The organism is Thermoplasma sp., assembly GCF_023256435.1.
In the GTDB taxonomy this organism is placed as follows: domain Archaea; phylum Thermoplasmatota; class Thermoplasmata; order Thermoplasmatales; family Thermoplasmataceae; genus Thermoplasma.
Map to the genome: position 1 here is coordinate 8441 of NZ_JAGDXM010000026.1, position 19571 is coordinate 28011.

The window sequence follows — 19571 nt, forward strand, 5'->3', positions numbered from 1 at the left end:
TCTTGTCGTTGGCTTCAGCGGCGGAACAGGGGTAGAGGCTCAACCTTTATTCTACATACAGCCTGGAAGCAACTATATGGCGGCGAACATGAGCGTGGGATTTGGGTGGCATGCTAGATCTAGCAGCGAAAGCGAAGTAATAGGTAACATAACTCTTGGAGTCATGACCAACGAGACCATATATGAAGTCAATGTTCTTGACATTAACTTTACGAGTTCCATGCCAGGAACCTTCAACGTAACCATTAATGTCCCAAGTGCTAAGACTGATGCTGCATCTGGTGGCAGTGCGTTTCCAGCTGGTACAACGATCTATCTCTCAGAAAGTCCGTTCTATATAAGCGGAACAACTATCTCTAACTCTGGATCGGTGGATTCTTTCTCACTAGCAAGCCCTGGAAGTCATACATTCACCTTTTATAATGTAACGGATAAAACAACGATATATGTAGCGTTTGAGATCGGATCGGGATCCATATTATCTGGGAAGAGTGCACCATCCTTTAGCCTGAGCATGAGCGAATCTATAAATTAAATTTAAAAATAGATTCTATTTTTTATTTTATATGCAGATAGATCATCACGCATTCCATTATGAAAATTTAAGATTTACAGATATTTTATCAGATTGTTGAACTATCAATGTACAATGGTGATCTCCGGCCATGGAATATAGGTATATTTCCGTTGATGAAATGCTATTCTGATGATATTTAACATGTATTTCCAGATCGTGCCAATCCATTATTTAACAAGATTCAATTCCTTCAGCTTGTTCATGACCTCGAGCGCATGATCTTTTGGCGTCACCTTAGGATAGACGTACGCTATCTTTCCATAGGGATCTATTATATATGTCACACGTTTTGCCGTGGCCAGCCCAAGCACGCCGTATTTCTTAACGATATCCTTCGATTTATCTGAAGCCAGTGTGAAGTTCAGATTGTACTTTTCAGCAAACCTCTTGTGCGACTCTGGCGAGTCAACGCTTACCCCTATAACCTCCACACCAGCTTCTTTGAACGAATTAAAATTGTCCCTGAAATTACAGGCCTCAGTTGTGCATCCAGGCGTGTTATCCTTCGGATAAAAGTAAAGAACAACTGGCTTTCCTCTGTACGAACTTAACTTTACAGTGTTTCCATTCTGATCGATTGTCTCAAAATCCGGAGCTATTTCACCAACATTTAAAAGTTCCATAAAGTAATATATGTTATAAATTAATAAATGTTATGATATCCTACCTGCATGATTAAAAACACAATATCAAAGATAAAAATGTTCATAGAAATGGTGCCATTAGTAGCGGTATTATGACCGTCGCATCACCATATACGTTTACATACCTAGCATCTGGCCTCACTTTCTTCCACGAAATTGCTTCCTCCAGCTTCGCCCCAGAAAGCGACCCATCATATTCCTGGGCGGTAGTCACATAAACTGCATAATCCAATCCATCGCGGAACTGATTCCACCAGATGGTATGATGCTTCGATATTCCTCCGCCTATCATTATTGCACCCGTCTTCTTTGCATCGAATATTATATCAGACAGCCTGTGCTCGTCTTCAAGAAGGTTTATCTTGAAGTCATGGTGCTGCTCATAGAAGCTCCACAGCTGTGATCCAAAGGAACCATCGGTTATACCCGGCACAAACACAGGTATGTCGTTTCTGGCCGCGTTGTAGAGTATTGAGCGATCATCGTTTATATCAAGGCCAACCTCCCTTATGAGATCAACGGTTGCCCATTCCTTCTTTTTTCCGTACAATTTCTCCAGCGATTCCATGACCTTCTCCTCGATGATCTCTCCGTATGATTCATCGGGAACCAGTACATTGCCGAGTCTGTTTATACCTATGTCCCTCAGTTCAACATCGCTGTAGCTAAAGGATCCACAGTAGTAATCCCTGTAAGTTCTGGCTATGTCGTGATCAAGCGTTCCAGATGTTGTTATTATGACATCCACGAGCTTTCTCTTCACAATTTCATTTATGACCCCTCGCAATCCAGTGGATATTATATCGGCCGGAAATGAAAGAAACGTTGTGTTCTCCTCCTGCAGCATATCCCTTATTATGGTGTATGCCTCATATATCTTCGCCGCCGTGAATCCACCAACGCTTGAGAACTGAGACATGAGATCGCCAAGTTTTGTTTCTGCACTTATGGAGAGATCTCTGACCGGTCTAGTCAAAAGCTGCTTTCTATCCATGAGAGTATATTGTATCGCTGATTTTAGCTTTCTGCATTGACCGATTCACCATAAAGAATTTTTCAATCGGCTAAAATCTAAATACGCACAAACAATAAAAGCGGGATGAAGTTAATAGAAAATTGGTTCTCAGAAAGATATTCAGACAATCTGCAGCTCTCATTCAGGGTAAGCGATCAGCTCCTGTCCATAAAGACCGATTATCAGAGGATCGATCTGTTCGACACCTATGATTTCGGTAAGCTCCTAGCCATAGACGGTACCGTACAGCTTACCGAGAGGGATGAATACATCTACCATGAACTTATAACGATGGTGCCGTATCACCTCACCCAGAAAGCTCCAGAGAGCGCACTCATCATCGGAGGCGGTGATGGTGGAGCAGCGAGGCGCCTTCTAGATCTCGGCCTGAGGCGCATAGTCAATGTTGAAATAGACGATCAGGTGGTCGAGGTGTCGAAGAGATTCTTTCCAAATCTATCTTCTGCCTTCAGTGATAGCCGGGTCAAGCTGCTAATACAGGACGGCATAAAGTACGTTAAGAATACGGAAGAAAAGTTCGATCTAATAATAATCGATTCAACCGATCCAGAAGGGCCAGCCGAAGGGCTGTTCTCAAAGGAGTTCTATGCAGACACAAAGAGGATCATGAACCAGGGGGCAGTCCTGGTGTCGCAGTCCGGCTCTCCCTTTTACCAGCCAAAGGCAATAAAACTTGCCTATTCCGGCATGAAAGAGGTTTTCAATGATGTGCGCGTCTATACGGGATTCATACCGACTTATCCGAGCGGTTTCTGGTCGTTCACTGTCGCATCGCCTTGGACAATGAAGCCGAGGCCGGTCAGCATCTCAGGAAAATACTTCAATGCTGAGGTAATGGACGGATCGTTCAAACTGCCACAGTTTGTGAAGGATCTGATCACTTGACCTTCCATTTTTCCTTTGCCTGATCCAGCTGTATCTTGTAGCTTTTTCCCAGTCTAGCGGCGAGCATCTCTAGATCGTTCATATTCCTCACAAAGATGCTCTTGCTTGGGCTGTTGATCATGGATTCGAACTTAGCTCTATCCTTGAGATTCTTCACCATAAGATAGGCCATCGTAATTGTAAAGATGAAGCTCAGGGCAAATATCCAGTATACCCAGTCGCCAACATCAAAGGCTGCAGCATTTAGGAATGCATTGTGGAACAATAGCTGGTTTGAAGCTATTATGAGTACAGTGAAGCTTGCTACAAATACAACCGCATAGATGATGAACTGATAGTCTCTGAGGGATCGTTCCATATTCTGTTAAATATATCTCCATATTTTAAATGTCGTTTTCCCTGAAAAATGATCAGAAGTCAAAATTCCCATAGTAGCGTTCGATGTACGTTGTGAGAATCCTGTAAGTCAGCCCCCAAATGATCCAGTCCTGATATCTGTATATGTTACCTTTGTTCTGGTCATAATCTTTTATGAGTTCGGATACGTTGACAACCCTAACCTCGTCGACCTCCTCTCCTGGCGTTGCCTCTTCGAGGGAATATCCCCTTATTATGAATGGATGCACAGGCAGCTGCCTCGACATGGGATAGTGGATTGGCATCTCTGCGAGTATATCCCTCTCCGTGAGATATAGCGATACCTCTTCCCTTATCTCCCTGAGAACGCACTGCGCCGGGCTCTCATTTTCCTTCAAAAAACCACCGGGGAAGGCAACATCTCCGGACCATGGATCATCTGGCCTGACCTTCCTCTTTATCAGGATGAGATCGCTCCTGTCGATGATCAAGCCCACTGCTGCCTCCCCATGCCTCATTATCTTTCAACGTCCGGTACGAAGTAAACGTCCGTTACGTTCATCTTTAAGTTCCTTCTAAATTTTGCTCTGACGGGCATCCCTATGTATATGTCCTTTGTCTCAGCCCCGATCAGCCTGCTCATGAAGAGCGAATTGACTCCGTCGAACTCGACCATTACGAGGTTGAATGGCGTTTCGTTCAGAAACTCCTCTCCACTGAAATAGCAGGTCGTGAATGTATGTACACGTCCCTTAAGCGGGAGTTCATACCATTCGGTCTCCGCACCGCACATCATGCAATGCGATCTGGGTGTGGCATAGACATAACCGCATTTTTTGCATTTGCTTCCCATCAACTTCTTTCTTCCCAGTGCTCTGAAGAATTCGCTGTCCTGCGCATAGCTGTGTATGTAATCTATCTCATAATGCGATCTCACTATGAGCGGATCGGTGTTGTATACCACCGTTCCCTCTTCGGTTTCTGGCAGTTTTGCATTTGGATCAAGTGTCATTTTGCCGCCTCCATTATAGTTACAGTAACGTAGGTACCCGTTCCAGCATGGCTGTGAATTAACCCCCTCTTCGCATTTGGAACCTGCAAATAATCGTCATGGAAGTGTTTCTTCACAGTGTGCTGGAGCTGCCAGAACATGAACACTGCCTGCATTATTCCCGTGGCTCCAACAGGATGGCCAGCAGCCAGAAGCCCTCCGGATGGATTGACGGGTATCTTGCCATGGAGCTCCGGCTTTCCCTCGTCTATGAACTGACCGCCTTCGCCGTACTTGCAGAGTCCAAGATCTTCGTACGTCTGTATCTCTGACGAGGTGTAGGCGTCATGGAGCTCTATCAGATCGATCTCATTGATCGGATCGGTTATGCCTGCCATCTCATATGCTTCCTTCGCCGCCATGCGCCCTGCCCTGAAGGAGTGCACGCCGGGATATTTCAGGCCCTTGTAATCAGAAGGTTTCTCGTTTGGTAAAAGTGGCACCTCGCCAAAAGGCCTGTCGGCCAGCCTCATGGAATCTGTACCGGTGCCTATGCCCTTTATCAGAACGGGATGATCGGTTATCTCGAATGCCTTATCTTCCGATGCCAGTATCGCCACTGCCGCACCATCAGACATGGCGCAGACGTCAAGTCTGGTAAGTGGATACGATACCATTGGCGCATTTCTAACGTCCTCCACCGTAAGCTTCATGGGGCTCTGGGCATAGGGATTGTGAAGGGCGTTTCCGTGATTCTTGACCGAAACCTTGGCCATCTGCTCAACGGTTGTTCCGAACTCATACATGTGGCGAACGGCCATCATCGCATAATAGCCCGTATAGAAGCCGCCTATGGGGTAGTCGAAATTAGTATCGCTGGCCAGAGCTATGAACTCATTGCCCTTCCAAGTATTGACATGTGACATGGTTTCAAATCCGTAGACCGCAACCGTATCCATACGCCCAGAGGCTATCTCTTCATAGCCCGCCTGGAACGCAAGCCCACCTGTCGCTCCACCGCCTTCGATTCTCTTGCTCGGCTTTGGTACAAGCCCAAGATAGTCCTGCACCATTATCCCGGACATCAGTTGCCTCTGGAAATGGTCCGAAAAATAGGATGCAACAGATCCGTCTATATCGGCCAGAGTCAGTCCAGCATCATTCATTGCATAATCGAAGGCTTTCTTCACTCGCAGCCGAAAATCCATTTCAGGTGATGCCTTGGCGAATTTTGTCACGCCTCCGGCAACCATATACACATTTCTGGGCTTTTCCTTCATATTGGTATAACTTAATATAATTAATAAAAGTTTTGCGAATATTGGTAGAAAATAATTAATTTAATAAGGATTCGATTAGGTGTTATTATAGCCATATAAATAAATCCCTCGATGATGTTCTGGGGCGATTATTGTCAAAGGAACTCATCGAACCATGACAGATCTCTCGCATCTCTTAAATTCAGCTCGTTGCCCTTTTTATCCTCAGGCCTTCCGCTGTGCTGATCTCTCGATGATGTCGGATATTATGCTGAAACTCGCCGTCAGATCCTTGGATTCAAGTATGAATGTCACATCGGTGTAGAAGGAGACCAGCTGAACGACATTTATCCCATGATAGGCAAGAAGCGATGAGAGATGAGCCACGTAACCGCGAGTATACGTTATCGTCTGCGGGCTAGTTATCACTATTTCAGCAAGCTTCCTGTCCACGCTTATGATCTCACTCTTCGGAATTCCACGCATTATTCGATCCAGATCGTTATCGTTGATGACCACCACTGCGCCCTGTACCCCTTGAATTATCCTGAATCTGCTGTAATTGAGCATAGAACGTTCCGCGTTGTTCAGAACCATCTTCACGTTTTCATTCTTCGGCTTCAGTATCACCACGGATATGTTCGTGTACATCTCCACGCTTGATCTAGAGAGTATGGATGAGTGATCTATATCGGAGGCTGGAGCCCTGTATCTCTTTAGCGCAGCGATTATGGCCTGAAAATTCTCAAGGCCAGTTTCCTCCATTATCTTTCTAGCAAGTGCAGAGTAGTTGATCACCTCTTCATTCAGCGCGCGCATGATATGGGGATTTCTTTCGATATATGCCCTCACTTCCTCTGATATGCTCATCTTATAACATCCCATTTTGATACATAAGTTTATTTCTGGATATTAATATCCAAAATAGGACAAATACGTCCATAAAATCCAGAGAAGGACGCCAAGCTTATAAGTAGATGAAAAATCGGATAGATCAATGATGAAAAAGGAACTTGGTGTAATCGATCTCATGATGGCTTCAGTAACCGGCATGATAGGATCGGGCTGGCTCTTTTCAGCTTTCTATGCCTCATCCATGGCCGGGCCTTACTCCATATTTTCATGGTTGGTCGGAACAGGCATAGTTGCCATACTGGCGCTGATATACGCCGATCTAAGCAGCAGGGTGCCAATGGCCGGAGCTGCTGCCGGATACCCTTTCCTCTCAAATGGAACCGTGGCCGGGTCGCTGAACGCATGGTCGCTGTTTCTCGGCTATGCCTCTACACCGCCGCTTGAGGTTATAGCAGCAATCAGCTACCTGAGCTTCCTGATACCGGGCCTCCTGAACAGCGATGGCCTCCTTACCCCTGTAGGTATACTGCTTGCCGTAGGGCTTTTGATATTCTTCTTCGCCCTGAATGCAACCGGGATCAGAAACACGTCAAGATTCAACAACATAATATCCTACATGAAGATAGCGATACCAATCATAACCAGCTTCTTCTTCATATTCACGATATTCTCGATCAGGAACTTCACGCTGGTTGGAACAGTAAAGCCGGAGGGCATATTCACAGCAGTTCCGGGTGCAGGAATCGCCTTTTCGTTCCTCGGCTTCAGGCAGGCTGTTGAACTTTCAGGAGAGGCTAAAAACCCGCAGAGGACTGTACCACTGGCCATAATTCTGTCGGTAGCTGTGGCCTCAGCGATATACATGATAGTCCAGATCGCATTCATAGGCTCACTTCAGTGGGGGAACATAAAGCCCGGTGACTGGTCTGCACTTGCAAACAGTGGTTATTCCAGTGGCCCTATGCTGGTGCTGGCCTCTACGTTGGGTCTCGGCGCGCTTGCATCCGTGCTCCTTTTCGATGGGATAATTTCGCCGCTTGGAACCAGCAGCATCTACCAGACAACGACTGCGAGGGTTTCATACAGGATAAGCGAGATGGGATTTCTCCCGAAGAGGATATCTGCACTGAATTCCAGGCAGGTGCCCATATATGCTCTCATATTCGATCTCATCGTCATGATACTCTTTGTTCTGCCGTTTCCTTCATGGCAGTCCCTCGTTTCAGTAAATTCGGATCTGACAATAATCGCCTATATGAGTGGGCCTGTATCGCTGGCCATCTTCGATAAGTATGGCGTAGCATCAAAGGGATTCAGGCTTCCTGCGCTGAAGATACTGGCACCGATCGGCTTTGCCCTATCAGTTCTGATAGTCTACTGGTCTCAATATCCCACAACGCTTTACATGAGCATAATCGCCCTTGTTGGCCTGGCGCTGTTCGTCTTCTCCGGAAAGAATCCGTTGAAAGACCTCTCCCAGGGCATCTATATAGTCATAATACTCGCAATACTGCCGGTTATATCCTACCTCGGAAGCTATGGTATTGATCTGATACCGTTCCCACTGGACATAGTACTGACCATGGCTGTGGCGCTTGGAGTCTTCTACATAGGCACAAGATCTACTCCAGAATCTGTGTCTCAGGTTGAAAAACTATCATTCTCGTAAAAATCATGAGGGGAGCAGACCCTCATTCGATTTACCTTTTTTTATGCATGACATTTCATGGCTCAGCATGAACAGAAGCGCTATTATCACCGGCACCAGTATCCCGAATGAATATTTCAGTCCTATAGCGCTGACGAGCCCGCCAGAGACAAAAGGCATAACTGCTCCGACCGCCATCATTACGGAGAAAAACAGACTGTTGGCCGCATTTCTTGATTCTGTGCTGAATGATCTGGATATGGAGATAACAGACAGTGGAAAGGTGAAGCCATGGGGGAATCCCAGAAGAAGGAAGCAAGCTTCCAGCATGAGAATATTCAAAGATTCCACAATGCCTATGAGACCTATCGATGTTATGACCACCGAGAGTATCATCAGCTTCCATATGTCCTCTGGAGGCCTTACGGCAAGAAGAACCCTGCTCAGGAATGATGTGAAGAAGAAGCTGGCAAACATGAGCGTCACGGTTGAATACGTCACATCGAACCTTGACATAGCGTAAATACCGCCAAATGTGAGTATGAAGGCAAAGGGGATGTTATATGTCATTATATTGTAGATCGCCGCTCTGAATCCATGGTTCCTGAGAACTTCCCCAGTTTCTATCTTCTGCATGTTTCTTTCATCGGGGAACCTCAGGAAGAAGGACATTCCGAATACGATTATGGGGAAAATGCTGAAAACGAGGAAGGTCTTCAAAAGTGGCATGAATTTCAGTAGATAGCCCTCAAGAGCGGGGCCAACGACGAGGGAAATGCTCAGCGTGAGGGTATATATGGACAGCAGCCTTTCCCTCTGCTTTCTGTCAGGGAGCAGGCCAGCAGATGTTATTATGTTTGGCATAAGCGCGCCGAGTGAGAAGCCGGCAAAGAATGCTATGGGCCATATCGTTATCGCATTCGAAAGATAGAACAGCGGAAATACCACCGCATATATAAGTGAAGAAGCTATGAAAACCCTGCGCCTCTCCTTTGATCTTAGCCTGGAATTTATCAGCGCACTCATTATGAATGTTCCCACTGCAGTCAGGGCCGATATCGCACCGACTAGGAATTCGCCATAATGGAATACGTAGCGAGCGATAAGCGGTATCTCCGTCATATACATGTTGTTGCTCCCCCTGACCGCGAACGTTATCGAGACTATGATCAGGAGCATCGAGATGAACGAGATACCGCTAACGTTTTCCCTAGACATCGCGATCACTTTCAATTCAGGTATTTTTTCACAGTTTCAATGAAACTTGAGGAATCTGAAACCCGAACCGGAGAGACGTCCGATCTGATTATAGTTCCAGCAATGAATTTAGGATCGACGCTGTTCGGCAGTTTTGAAGCCACATACTTAGAGACCTCCTCAGGATCCGATCTGAGGTTATCGACACCCCTCTTATATTCGCTAAAGAAAAGGTCCATTAGGTCGTCTCTAACGTATGCCGTACAGCTACCTGGCATGGCTATCCCATGCTTGATCATGATGTCCTCAAACTTCACACCGCTGCCGAAAGGTGATGCCACCACCGCAGAATCTACCTTTCCGCTCTTAAGCAGTTCCATGATCTCCCTTTGATCCTCTGCATATAACACATCCGCCTTTATATTTTCAAGATCAAGGACAGCTCTGAGCAGAACATCGTTTGCACTTCCACGCCTCCAGACTGCGATCCTTCTACCGATGCCTGGGGATATGATAGAAAGACCTCTTATTAGAGAGACGTTGAAATTTATACCCCTTCTGATGAGCGAAACGCTGGAATCAAGCACTATATCGCCCTTTCCTTCCTTGTCAAAGACAATATCAAAAACATCAGACTTTGCAGCAATGATCGGGTATGATACAGGACCAGGAGCTGCAATAACCTTTATCTTTTCCATACATCGCTATGTCATTTATCTATAAATAACTTATTAATTCTTGTACTCTATGAGATTAACAGTGCTTAGAAGGTCGTCTATTATCTTTCTAGCCAGCAGCAGGGCCTCAGAATGGTTGCAGAGAAACTTTTTGCCCTCCTCAGTGATGTGATATATGGTCAGCTGCTGCCCCTTATCGTTTACTGCGGATTCCGCAGTCACATAGCCCTTCTCCTTCATGGATTTGAGCAGGATGTATATAGACCCTTGAGGCAGAGACTGGCCTGTCGTTTCATACATGCTCTTCTGCAGCTCATATCCATGCATGGGGCGTTTCACAAGCTCCTTCAATATATACAGCGTTATCAACCCATGAAGTATCCTCTCACGGGTGGGGTCGGTGTTCATATAATCACATGAGTCCATAGCTTAAAAACTTGTCTATAAGACATTTATCTATGATGGTTCCTTCATTTTCGAGTGAAGCTTATCTTCAATGTGCTGCCCACCTTATCATCCTGCACATCTGCGTCTATGCCTGCAGATCTCAGCTGATCGGCTATGTGGGCTGCCCTCTCCCTGTTTGAGAAATACAGGTAAATAGCCTCCATGCCAAATTCAGGTATGTTATCAGCGTAGTTCAGTGCCTCCTTTGACTTCTCCATTATGCTCAGGAAAACGCCCTTGTCCACATGCATGCGTCCATCCGCTATCCGCGCCAAGCCCTCCTTTATGGCCCATTCATATCTGACTTTGCCCTCGAATCTGACGTCCTGTTTTGCCCCCAGGGGTATCTGAACTTCAAGACCAAAGAAAAGCAGTATGATGCCTATTATCATATTGGCTATTCCCAGATATAGACTGACGGTAAAGACTATACCGCCAATAGCCGCAACGATAAGCCCCAGAACAACGTCATGCGTCTTTATAGTTATCGGATGCATAATGCAAAAATACTAATTGAAACTTTTCACATGCATGATCAGATATTGCATATCTAGATCACAATATCGCCGGTCAAAGCGAACGTATTCTGCCCCAGCAAACAAAAATTAAATAGATCGATCGTGATTTTAACGCAAATGATAATAACACGTACGCCGCTCAGGATAACCTTCGTCGGTGGCGGTACAGATCTGCCTGATTTTTACTCAAAGCACGGAGGCTCAGTGGTGTCTGCCGCGATAAACAAGTACATATACATCATAGTCAACAAGAAATTTGACAGCAAGATCCGGGTATCCTATTCAAAAACCGAGATCGTTGATTCGGTCGATGAGATCAGGCATCCAACAGTCAGAGAGGCGTTGAAGTTGCTGGATCTTGATGGCGGGATAGAGATACTTTCCATAAGTGATGTCCCATCTCAGGGCACTGGCCTTGGATCCTCATCATCCTTTCTTGTGGGTCTGCTCAACGCCCTGCATGCCTACAGATCAGAATACGTATCCAATGAAACTCTTGCAAAGGAGGCCGTCAAGATCGAAAGAGAGATTCTGAAAGAAGCCGGAGGCAAGCAGGATCAGTATATGGCCGCATACGGCGGAATAGACCTCCTTCAGTTCCTCCAGAATGGTGAGGTTCGCGTCAATCCCATACCGCTGAAGACAGAACGCCTGCAGTATCTGAAAGAAAATACGATTCTGCTTTACACAGGCGTTGAAAGGTCGTCCACGGAGATACACACCGATCAGATATCAAGGATAGAAGAACATACCGAAGAGTACCTGGAGATGAAGAAGCTGGCGGAGGAATTCGCAGTGAAGCTCTATTCCAGCAGCATAGAGGAACTCGGAGATATAATGGATCGGAACTGGGCCCTCAAGAAGAGGTTGTCCGGTAAGATCTCAAATGATGTGATAGATCGCCTTTACTCGCGTGCAAGGGATCTTGGCGCCTATGGCGGAAAGCTCATAGGTGCAGGAGGAGGAGGCTTTCTGCTGTTCTTCATAGATAGGGAAAAAAGGGACAGGCTGAAGGAGCTTGGGTTGCGCCAGATAGATTACGATTTTGATTTTGAGGGATCAAGGATCATATACTATCAGGACAGATAGATTCCCGACCATAGAGAAATCCATAAAGTTGTATTAATATTCGATGATTTTTATTTTCTGGAACTCTATCAGTATCCGTAATATTTTATCAATTTGTCTATCCCCTCATCCAGCCCGACTTTTGCCTTGAATTTTATCTTCTCCTCCGCCTTTTTCGTATCCGCAAGGGTTTCATGAACATAGGTCTTGGCCATAGGGTTCTCAACGTATTTCGCCTTGATGTTTGTCTTCAGGTGTTCGTTCAACTTCTTGACAAGATCGTTCAGCGAGTAATTCTTTCCAGTTCCGACATTGTACACGTTGAATCCGCTGTTGTACAGGGCCGCATTTATCAGTGCATCCACAACGTCGTCGACAAAGACAAAATCCCTGCGCTGTTCACCATCTCCATATATAACGGGCTGCTTTCCCTCATGCATATCCCACATGAACTGCGATACCAGATTTGCAAATTTCTTCTTTGATCTCTCATTGTACCCGTATACCGAGAAAAATCTCATCGCTGAAACGTTTATATTGTACAATTTTGAGTATAATTCGCTGATGCGTTCGGTCGAATACCTAGCTTCGGTATAGAAATCAGTAACATATGGTATCACATCTTCCCTGTGCGGCGGCTTTACACCGTTATATATTGACGATGTCGAAGCATATACTACTCTGCTATTCTTCTTCCTTGCGAGCTCCAGGACAGAGATCATGTCCTTCACGAGATCGCCAACCAGATATGTGTTTTCCTTGTACATCGGTGAGGATGAATATAGGCCGATATGGAATATGTAGTCAGGATCGAAGCAGTAATCCTTCAGATTTATCACGCGATCTTTAACAAAGTCAATATCGCTATATACAGACGACAGATTGCGGATTGATCCCGTCTGCAGATCATCCAACACGTATACATGATTTTCTTTGGCAAGTCTTATAACTAGATTGGAACCGATGAAGCCGGCTCCGCCCGTCACCAGTATTTCCTTTCCCTTAATATCCATATCCTTAAATTGCCAAACAATATAAAAAATTCTGTATCTATCAATGCGTGAATGATGAATTTTTGAACGATATATTCAGGTAAAGGAAAAGGTACACAGCGGAAGGTCTTATGGAAGAAAATCAGCTGCTAAGCATTCCTGAATTTCTCTGATACACAAATTTATATATTATAAAAAAAAAGTAAAACAGGCGTTAGATATAACCTTCTTTATTCGCAGTTTAAGATCTGCCGGCTTTTTCCATGGCAACATCAAGCACGGAATCTTGAATTCCATGCTTTGAATGCCTATGGCATTCGCTTTTATGTTCTGTTCCTCATAAGGTCAGAATATTCAATAAGAGATATTATAAATTCAGCATGGCTCCATACAAGTGGAGACACCGAGAGAGGCTCTCCGGTATACGGATTGATCTGCTCTGAAAAAATACCGGATCTCTGCCTGTGTGATTTCACCCACTGGATGAGGTTCCATGCCTTTTCGAAGTCGCCGAATCTCATGTAGTATCTTGCCATCCAGAGCGTTGTTATTATCCAGGGGTTTCCCGGAATTGCAGGATCGTCCTTTACCCTCATGTACCTGTCGTTCTGATACCTCGCAATGCCTCCAACACCGTTGACCCAAAGATCCTCCGATATTTTCTGCATGGTAGCGACGACCTTAGGATCGCTGGCATCCTTCATACCGAATATGACAAGAGATGAAAGTGCGCTATCAACTGTGAAATCCTGCTTCCCATCTATGATCGCTCGTGCATAGTAACCCACATCCTCCGAATAGAATTTCTCATCAAAGGCCTGATACATGCGTTCTGCAGCATTATCATATTTTTCTGATAGATCCGGATCTCCGAAGACATTTGCAAAATTGGATGCTGCCTTCAGAGCGGCATAAACTGTAGCCACGGTATATGCATGTATACCATATCGCTCTTCCCAAAGATCGAAGGACGGTTTGGGCAGGCCATCGCTGTCAACGAATGTCGTCATAAAGTCTGCTGCCCTGGTTATCAACCGTTCATAATACGGCGCTGTGAAGCCTATATCATTGTACTTTCTGAAGTATTCCCACAATACCCAGACGACGAGCGCCGTTTCATCCTCCTGAATCGGGTATATGGATTTACCATTCATGATATGAGGAAGCCAACTGCTGGCTATCTTTCCATCTACGTTGTACTTGTGGTAAAGATACCCCTCTTCAGAAAGCGAATCCTCCATAAGAGCAAAGAAGCGGCGTGCGGTCTCGCTGTGGCCCGAGATGCTCAGTGCATAGGCTGCCACGGAGGCATCCCTTGGCCAGACATAATAATAGCCATCGTGGCTAAGCTTCAGTATATCGCTGTCGCAGGATGCCGCTATTGCACCGAGATCGTTCGCATGGCTCTTCGTTACGAAGAGAGATCTCCTGTAGAGGGCGGTGGTGTCTGAGTCAAGGTTCGGCGTAACCTTCGAAGACCAGAGCTCCCAGTAGTTGGTGGTTCTTCGTAAAAGTTTTTGAAGATACTGGACGTTAACATTGGAATATTCGTTCTCTATATCGTTGATGTTTCTGCCAGCTATAATGAAATAATACATGGTGAATTTTGATCCAGGCTTTAAGATTGCTGAATGCCTGACCACAGAATCAACTGATCCTATGGCAACGGGATTCATAGACAGCTCATTGTCCTCAGCATCCTTCCATGTTCCCTTCAACTCACCTATGTCTTTGACTCCGGTGGCATACTGATCGCAGAAGTTGCCGGATTCATCCAGCGTGGATGCCAGAAAATATCTGCCGCCTTTGTAATGTATTATGCCCCTGTATTCTGGAAAATATGCTGCCGTATCTCCTATGTCATTTCCATATATGTAAAAATTCTGATGGAAGAAAAGCTTCAGATTAACATCCTTTCCAGTCTTATTTTCAGCAACCACCCGTCTGATGTAAACGTCCTTATAAATATCAACCATGTCCCTATTTTCAAAATCCACTCCGTCCTGGCTGTAATTGATGACGGAAACCATTGTGTGATCAAAATAATCCATATGCTTTATTGAATTTCGGTCTATCCAGTGAAAATTTCCATTCACTGAAACGCCAAAATAGAATGGATGACCGGAAGAGTGATTCTCGGAGGCATATTTTGAATAGTAGAAATCAACAATCCTGTAATCAGTGTCAAAAGCCACGAGTAACCGCCCATTGCCGAGCGGTGTATATCTGACCATGGGGGCTTATCTACATGTAGGCTTATAGCTTTTTTGTATACGTGTCCATGAGATCGCTGATGCTTTTTTGGATACATTTAATAGCATTGTATACTTTTATTACCGATGGATCTTAATGCCGAATGGATCATAACAAATTCAAATGGATCTTACGCTTCCTCAACATATTCCTTTGCAAATACAAGAACATATCACGGTATTCTGGTGAAAAGAGATCATGCGAATTTCGGCGCCACCGTCCTTTTATCAAAGTTATTTGAAGAGATACGCTTTAAGGATAAAACATTCAGTATGGATACAAATTATTATAGAGACACCGTATATCCAGATGGTTTCAAGTTCATAGATAGCTGCAAGGAGATCCCAATACCGGAATGCACTTTTAGATTCGATGATGACCACAGTGTGACAAAATCTCTGGTTATGGATCAGGATTCAGATACGGTCCTTATCAGATATCGCTTTTCTGGTGATCCACCAGATGCGGTTTATCTATATCCTCTGGTTTCCTTCAGAAGCTTTCACCGAGTCATCAGAAGCGGAGATAGAAATTTTTCAGTCGATCAGATCGAGGATGGTATAAGGATATCTGATGGGAAATATCACGTGGACATATTATCTTCCGGAATCTTTTACGAAAGACGTTATTGGTATTATAATTTCAGGTATCCAAGGGAGACGGAGCGAGGAACCAACGATGAGGAGGATCTTTACAATCCAGGGGTTATAGCGATAGAGGATCCGGGCAGTGGTTTTGATATCGCTGTTACGGCGGATGCGGTGAGGGTAAGGTTTGATGAAGTTCTGAAAAAATATGTGGATTTCAGATCCATCAATGGAGATCTGCATGACCTTCGATATAATTCACTGTCCTTCCTCATGCATGATGACATGATAGCCGGTTATCACTGGTTCGGCCCATGGGGAAGAGATACCTTCATCTCTATGCCGGGAATACTCCTTGTATCGAGGAGATTTAACATTGCAAGACAGATATTGAAAAAATATGCAAAGGACATGAAGGGTGGATTGATACCCAATACTCTGGACATAGATTCGCTTCATTTCTCAGCTGATACTCCTCTCTGGTTCATATATGCCGTTCAGAAATATCACGAATACTCCAGTGACGAGAAGTTTGTTGCAGAGATGATGCCCCATATGAGGGCAATTCTTGATTCGTATATTGGTGGTACCGAGATGTTTCGCATGGAAGATAATTTTATAAGGGTCATCGAATCTCCTCTGACCTGGATGGATGCGCTGATTGGGGGCAAGGCCGTAACGCCTAGGATTGGATTCCCGGTAGAGATAAATGCCCTCTGGTACAATGCACTGTCATTCTATTCATCCACTGCTAGAAAACTTGGGCAGGCGGATGCAGGTGAATTTGCGGATATGGCTGAGAAGGTTAAGATGAACTTCGCAAGGAAGTTCGTGAAAAATGACTCAATTCTTGACGTCTCAGATCCGGACGATACTAGGCTTAGACCGAATTTTCTTATCGGATATTTTCTTCCATACCCTGTCATGGACGACAGGAGATGGGTGGATCTTGCCTGGGAAAAACTCGTAACGCCATACGGTTTAAGAAGCCTTTCTCCGGATGATCCGGACTACGTTCCGCAGTACTCCGGTCCACAGCCGGAGAGAGACAGAGCGTATCACAATGGTACGGTCTGGCCATGGCTGGCAGGCGTCTTCATCAAATCTGCTGTTAGAATGGGATACAGCGTCAGAGATCTGTTCGAGAAATTTTTCCCGCTCTTTTCAATGGCGAAGATACCGGAGATCTTCGATGGCAACAGCTCGGGCAGACCCAAGGGATGCATGATGCAGGCCTGGAGCCATGGAGAGATAATCAGGTCATATTTTGAGGATCTCAGAGGTGCACCCGCTTGAAGATATCTGTTATAGGCTGGGAACTTCCACCGGCATTTTCGGGTGGGCTCGGCATACATACTGTCAACCTGTTCTCCATAATTGGCCATTTCCACAATGTGACCATATACGTGCCGGATCTAGGCTACGATTTTCCGGAATATCCGTTCAATGTAAGAAAAATCAGGTTGAAACGAGCCAAATTCATCTCGGGCTATGCCGTGATAGATGATTTTTATGACGCAGTGATGGACTACAACGATAGAGTTGTTGAATCATTTGATCCTGATGGGGTAGATCTCGTACATTGCCATGACTGGATCACTTTCCCTGCCGGTCTGAGAATCAAGGAGAAATATGGCATTCCCCTTGTCGTAACATTCCACAGCACCGAATTCGATCGATCCGCATTCTTCAATCCGCAGGAGAGAATAATGGCCGTGGAGAGGGAAGGGGCACAAAACGCTGACAGGATCATATGCGTTTCCAATCTCACAAAGCGGATGATAGTGGATCATTACGGTGCGGATGACAGAAGAATCAGGACTATATACAATGGCGTCGATCCCACACCATATATATCTTATCCTGAACAGAAAAGGGAACGCAACGTTTTGTATTTTGGCAGAGTCACGAGCCAGAAGGGCCCGAAGTTCTTCATGGAGGTCGCCATGAAGGTGCTTGAACTCGACGGAAATGTTAGATTCACCGTTGCAGGCACCGGTGAGCTCCTCCCTGAGATGAAGAGATTTGCACTTGAAAACGGCTTCCTAAACCATATGGACTTTCCAGGCTTCGTATCGTTCAGAAGAGCTATAGGTTATTACAAGAGATCGTCAGTTTTCATAATTCCTGCCATATCAGAGCCCTTCGGAATGACTGTGCTTGAGGCTATGATATCTGGAACTCCGGTCATACTCAGCAAGACCACGGGAGTGGGCGAAGCACTGAACCATGTCTTATCCGCGGACTTTTGGGATACTGACAGGATGGCCCTTTACACCATATCAATACTGAACCATTCAGGACTGCTCAAGACCATGTCTGAATTCGGGAGGATCGAGGCTATGAGGTTCACCTGGCGTAAGGCTGCAATAAGTACCATGGGGGTGTACGAGTCATTATGAAGGATGTAATGTTCTATTTTGAGCTGCATCAGCCGTTCAGATTGAGGCCCATCAACCTCACCGATCTGAGGGGCGAGACCAGAGATATCTTCTGGGATGAGAAAAATGAGGAGATATTCAAGAGGATAGCGGTGAACAACTATATACCAGCTACCCAGCATCTTATGGAGTATGGAATACGATCCTCCTTCTCGCTCTCCGGCACCTTCATGGAGCAGGCTTCAAGGTACTGCCCAAGGGTGATCGACGTTATCGAAGATTACGTGAAGAGCGGACTGTGCGAACTTATGGCTGAAACCTATTATCATTCCCTCGCATCAATATGGAACGATGAGGAATTCACCAGGCAGGTTTCCATGCAGACCAGATCTTTGAAGAATGTCTTCAACTATGATCCAGTATCATTCAGGAACACCGAGCTGATATACAATGATCATATAGCTGAAATGGCTAAAAAAATGGGATTCAGGAACATACTTGCTGAGGGGACCGATGAGATATCGTCACGTTATAACGTGAATCACCGCTATGCGGCTCCATCGGGGATAAACCTCTACCTCAGGAATTATCCGCTCAGCGACGACATATCATTCAGGTTCTCCAACAGATCATGGAAGGATTATCCACTCACCGCGGACAAATTTGCAAGATGGATATCGCTGGCCGATGGCGATCTCATAAACCTTTTCATGGACTACGAGACCTTTGGTGAACATCAGAGGCCTGAAACCGGCATATTCGAATTTCTAAAGTATCTGCCCAGATATTTCCAGGAATACGGTATCGATACTATTCTTGTACGCGAGGCCGAACTGCGGCACAGGACCAGAGATTTCATAAGCATCGAAAAGACAACGTCATGGGCTGATAAGAACAGGGATCTCAGCGCATGGATGGGCAACCTTATGCAGGTCAGCACCTTTGACAGAATAAGGGAATGCAAAGATAAGCTTGGGGATCTGTGGGGTTATTTCCAGACATCAGATGTGATATACTATATGTCGATAGGCGATGAGCAGGATTTTACAGTTCATGAATACTTCAATCCATATCGTTCTCCCTATCTGGCGTTTATATACACAAATGCTGCACTTGATATTCTCTGCGGTAAGAACTACGGGAAAAATGTCATGCAATAAAGCGAATGAAATTTAATACAGACAAACAGATAACCCATC

At 45.3% G+C, this 19571-nt stretch carries 20 protein-coding genes; 7 read left to right on the forward strand and 13 right to left on the reverse strand.

The genetic code is table 11. The features are described from left to right. On the forward strand, positions 1 to 535 hold a 535-nt coding region (locus Q0C15_RS03205; RefSeq protein ID WP_297216061.1), incomplete at its 5' end, for a hypothetical protein. A 209-nt stretch (positions 536 to 744) separates the two neighbouring features. Here the strand turns inward: Q0C15_RS03205 and Q0C15_RS03210 are convergent. Then, on the reverse strand, positions 745 to 1200 hold the full coding sequence (locus tag Q0C15_RS03210; protein ID WP_297216064.1) for a peroxiredoxin: 456 nt from the start codon (positions 1198 to 1200) through the stop codon (positions 745 to 747). A gap of 82 nt (positions 1201 to 1282) precedes the next feature. Next, positions 1283 to 2215 (reverse strand): deoxyhypusine synthase, encoded by a 933-nt coding sequence (locus Q0C15_RS03215; RefSeq protein WP_297216066.1) that lies wholly within the window; start codon positions 2213 to 2215, stop codon positions 1283 to 1285. A 105-nt stretch (positions 2216 to 2320) separates the two neighbouring features. Between Q0C15_RS03215 and speE the strand changes: the two genes are divergently transcribed. Beyond that, entirely contained in the window at positions 2321 to 3142 is an 822-nt protein-coding gene (speE, locus tag Q0C15_RS03220; protein WP_297216068.1) for a polyamine aminopropyltransferase, read from the forward strand. Here speE and Q0C15_RS03225 read toward each other — a convergent pair. The 5 genes from Q0C15_RS03225 to Q0C15_RS03245 form a co-directional block, all read right to left on the reverse strand. After that, positions 3135 to 3500: a DUF3198 domain-containing protein gene (locus Q0C15_RS03225; protein ID WP_297216071.1), complete on the reverse strand. Its 366-nt coding sequence runs from the start codon at positions 3498 to 3500 to the stop codon at positions 3135 to 3137. The two genes, speE and Q0C15_RS03225, sit on opposite strands and share 8 nt — an antisense overlap. 52 nt (positions 3501 to 3552) lie before the next feature. Further along, positions 3553 to 3996, reverse strand: a complete 444-nt coding sequence (locus tag Q0C15_RS03230) for an NUDIX domain-containing protein (RefSeq protein ID WP_297216074.1) — start codon at positions 3994 to 3996, stop codon at positions 3553 to 3555. A 20-nt stretch (positions 3997 to 4016) separates the two neighbouring features. Then, positions 4017 to 4511 carry a Zn-ribbon domain-containing OB-fold protein gene (locus Q0C15_RS03235; RefSeq protein ID WP_110640350.1) on the reverse strand — a complete coding sequence of 165 codons (495 nt, stop codon included), beginning with the start codon at positions 4509 to 4511 and terminating at the stop codon, positions 4017 to 4019. Beyond that, on the reverse strand, positions 4508 to 5788 hold the full coding sequence (locus tag Q0C15_RS03240; protein ID WP_255414304.1) for a thiolase domain-containing protein: 1281 nt from the start codon (positions 5786 to 5788) through the stop codon (positions 4508 to 4510). The genes Q0C15_RS03235 and Q0C15_RS03240 overlap by 4 nt, the downstream gene beginning before the upstream one ends. A 186-nt stretch (positions 5789 to 5974) precedes the next feature. After that, a complete protein-coding gene (locus tag Q0C15_RS03245) occupies positions 5975 to 6619 on the reverse strand; it encodes an ACT domain-containing protein (protein WP_297216078.1) in 645 nt (214 codons plus the stop codon). 127 nt (positions 6620 to 6746) lie between these two features. On the opposite strand from Q0C15_RS03245, the gene Q0C15_RS03250 reads away from it, so the two are divergent. Next, positions 6747 to 8273 carry an APC family permease gene (locus Q0C15_RS03250; RefSeq protein ID WP_297216081.1) on the forward strand — a complete coding sequence of 509 codons (1527 nt, stop codon included), beginning with the start codon at positions 6747 to 6749 and terminating at the stop codon, positions 8271 to 8273. Positions 8274 to 8276: 3 nt separating this feature from the next. Here Q0C15_RS03250 and Q0C15_RS03255 read toward each other — a convergent pair whose 3' ends face one another. The 4 genes from Q0C15_RS03255 to Q0C15_RS03270 all read right to left on the reverse strand — a co-directional run bounded on the left by Q0C15_RS03255 (position 8277) and on the right by Q0C15_RS03270 (position 11070). Next, positions 8277 to 9470: an MFS transporter gene (locus Q0C15_RS03255; protein ID WP_297216084.1), complete on the reverse strand. Its 1194-nt coding sequence runs from the start codon at positions 9468 to 9470 to the stop codon at positions 8277 to 8279. A gap of 11 nt (positions 9471 to 9481) precedes the next feature. Further along, on the reverse strand, positions 9482 to 10147 hold the full coding sequence (locus Q0C15_RS03260) for a DUF3834 domain-containing protein (RefSeq protein WP_297216086.1): 666 nt from the start codon (positions 10145 to 10147) through the stop codon (positions 9482 to 9484). Positions 10148 to 10180: 33 nt separating this feature from the next. Then, entirely contained in the window at positions 10181 to 10534 is a 354-nt protein-coding gene (locus Q0C15_RS03265) for a PadR family transcriptional regulator (RefSeq protein ID WP_110640618.1), read from the reverse strand. Positions 10535 to 10596: 62 nt separating this feature from the next. Then, a complete protein-coding gene (locus Q0C15_RS03270) occupies positions 10597 to 11070 on the reverse strand; it encodes a hypothetical protein (protein ID WP_297216089.1) in 474 nt (157 codons plus the stop codon). Positions 11071 to 11208: 138 nt separating this feature from the next. Here Q0C15_RS03270 and Q0C15_RS03275 point away from each other — a divergent pair, with 138 nt between their 5' ends. After that, positions 11209 to 12180, forward strand: coding sequence for a kinase (locus Q0C15_RS03275; protein WP_297216093.1), 972 nt, complete (start codon positions 11209 to 11211; stop codon positions 12178 to 12180). A 68-nt stretch (positions 12181 to 12248) separates the two neighbouring features. On the opposite strand, the gene Q0C15_RS03280 is transcribed toward Q0C15_RS03275, so the two are convergent. Together Q0C15_RS03280 and Q0C15_RS03285 are read right to left on the reverse strand one after the other, a co-directional pair. Then, entirely contained in the window at positions 12249 to 13172 is a 924-nt protein-coding gene (locus Q0C15_RS03280; protein ID WP_297216095.1) for an NAD-dependent epimerase/dehydratase family protein, read from the reverse strand. 302 nt (positions 13173 to 13474) lie between these two features. Continuing rightward, complete coding sequence (locus Q0C15_RS03285; protein WP_297216098.1) at positions 13475 to 15385, reverse strand: glycoside hydrolase family 15 protein; 1911 nt, start codon at positions 15383 to 15385, stop codon at positions 13475 to 13477. 105 nt (positions 15386 to 15490) lie between these two features. Between Q0C15_RS03285 and Q0C15_RS03290 the strand changes: the two genes are divergently transcribed. Genes Q0C15_RS03290 through Q0C15_RS03300 form a run of 3 tightly spaced genes read left to right on the forward strand, consistent with a single transcriptional unit; the run spans position 15491 to position 19532 of the window. After that, positions 15491 to 17287 carry an amylo-alpha-1,6-glucosidase gene (locus tag Q0C15_RS03290; protein WP_297216101.1) on the forward strand — a complete coding sequence of 599 codons (1797 nt, stop codon included), beginning with the start codon at positions 15491 to 15493 and terminating at the stop codon, positions 17285 to 17287. After that, positions 17284 to 18393 carry a glycosyltransferase family 4 protein gene (locus tag Q0C15_RS03295; protein ID WP_297216105.1) on the forward strand — a complete coding sequence of 370 codons (1110 nt, stop codon included), beginning with the start codon at positions 17284 to 17286 and terminating at the stop codon, positions 18391 to 18393. The genes Q0C15_RS03290 and Q0C15_RS03295 overlap by 4 nt, the downstream gene beginning before the upstream one ends. Continuing rightward, positions 18390 to 19532 carry a glycoside hydrolase family 57 protein gene (locus Q0C15_RS03300; RefSeq protein ID WP_297216109.1) on the forward strand — a complete coding sequence of 381 codons (1143 nt, stop codon included), beginning with the start codon at positions 18390 to 18392 and terminating at the stop codon, positions 19530 to 19532. The genes Q0C15_RS03295 and Q0C15_RS03300 overlap by 4 nt, the downstream gene beginning before the upstream one ends. The last annotated feature ends 39 nt before the right edge of the window (positions 19533 to 19571 follow it).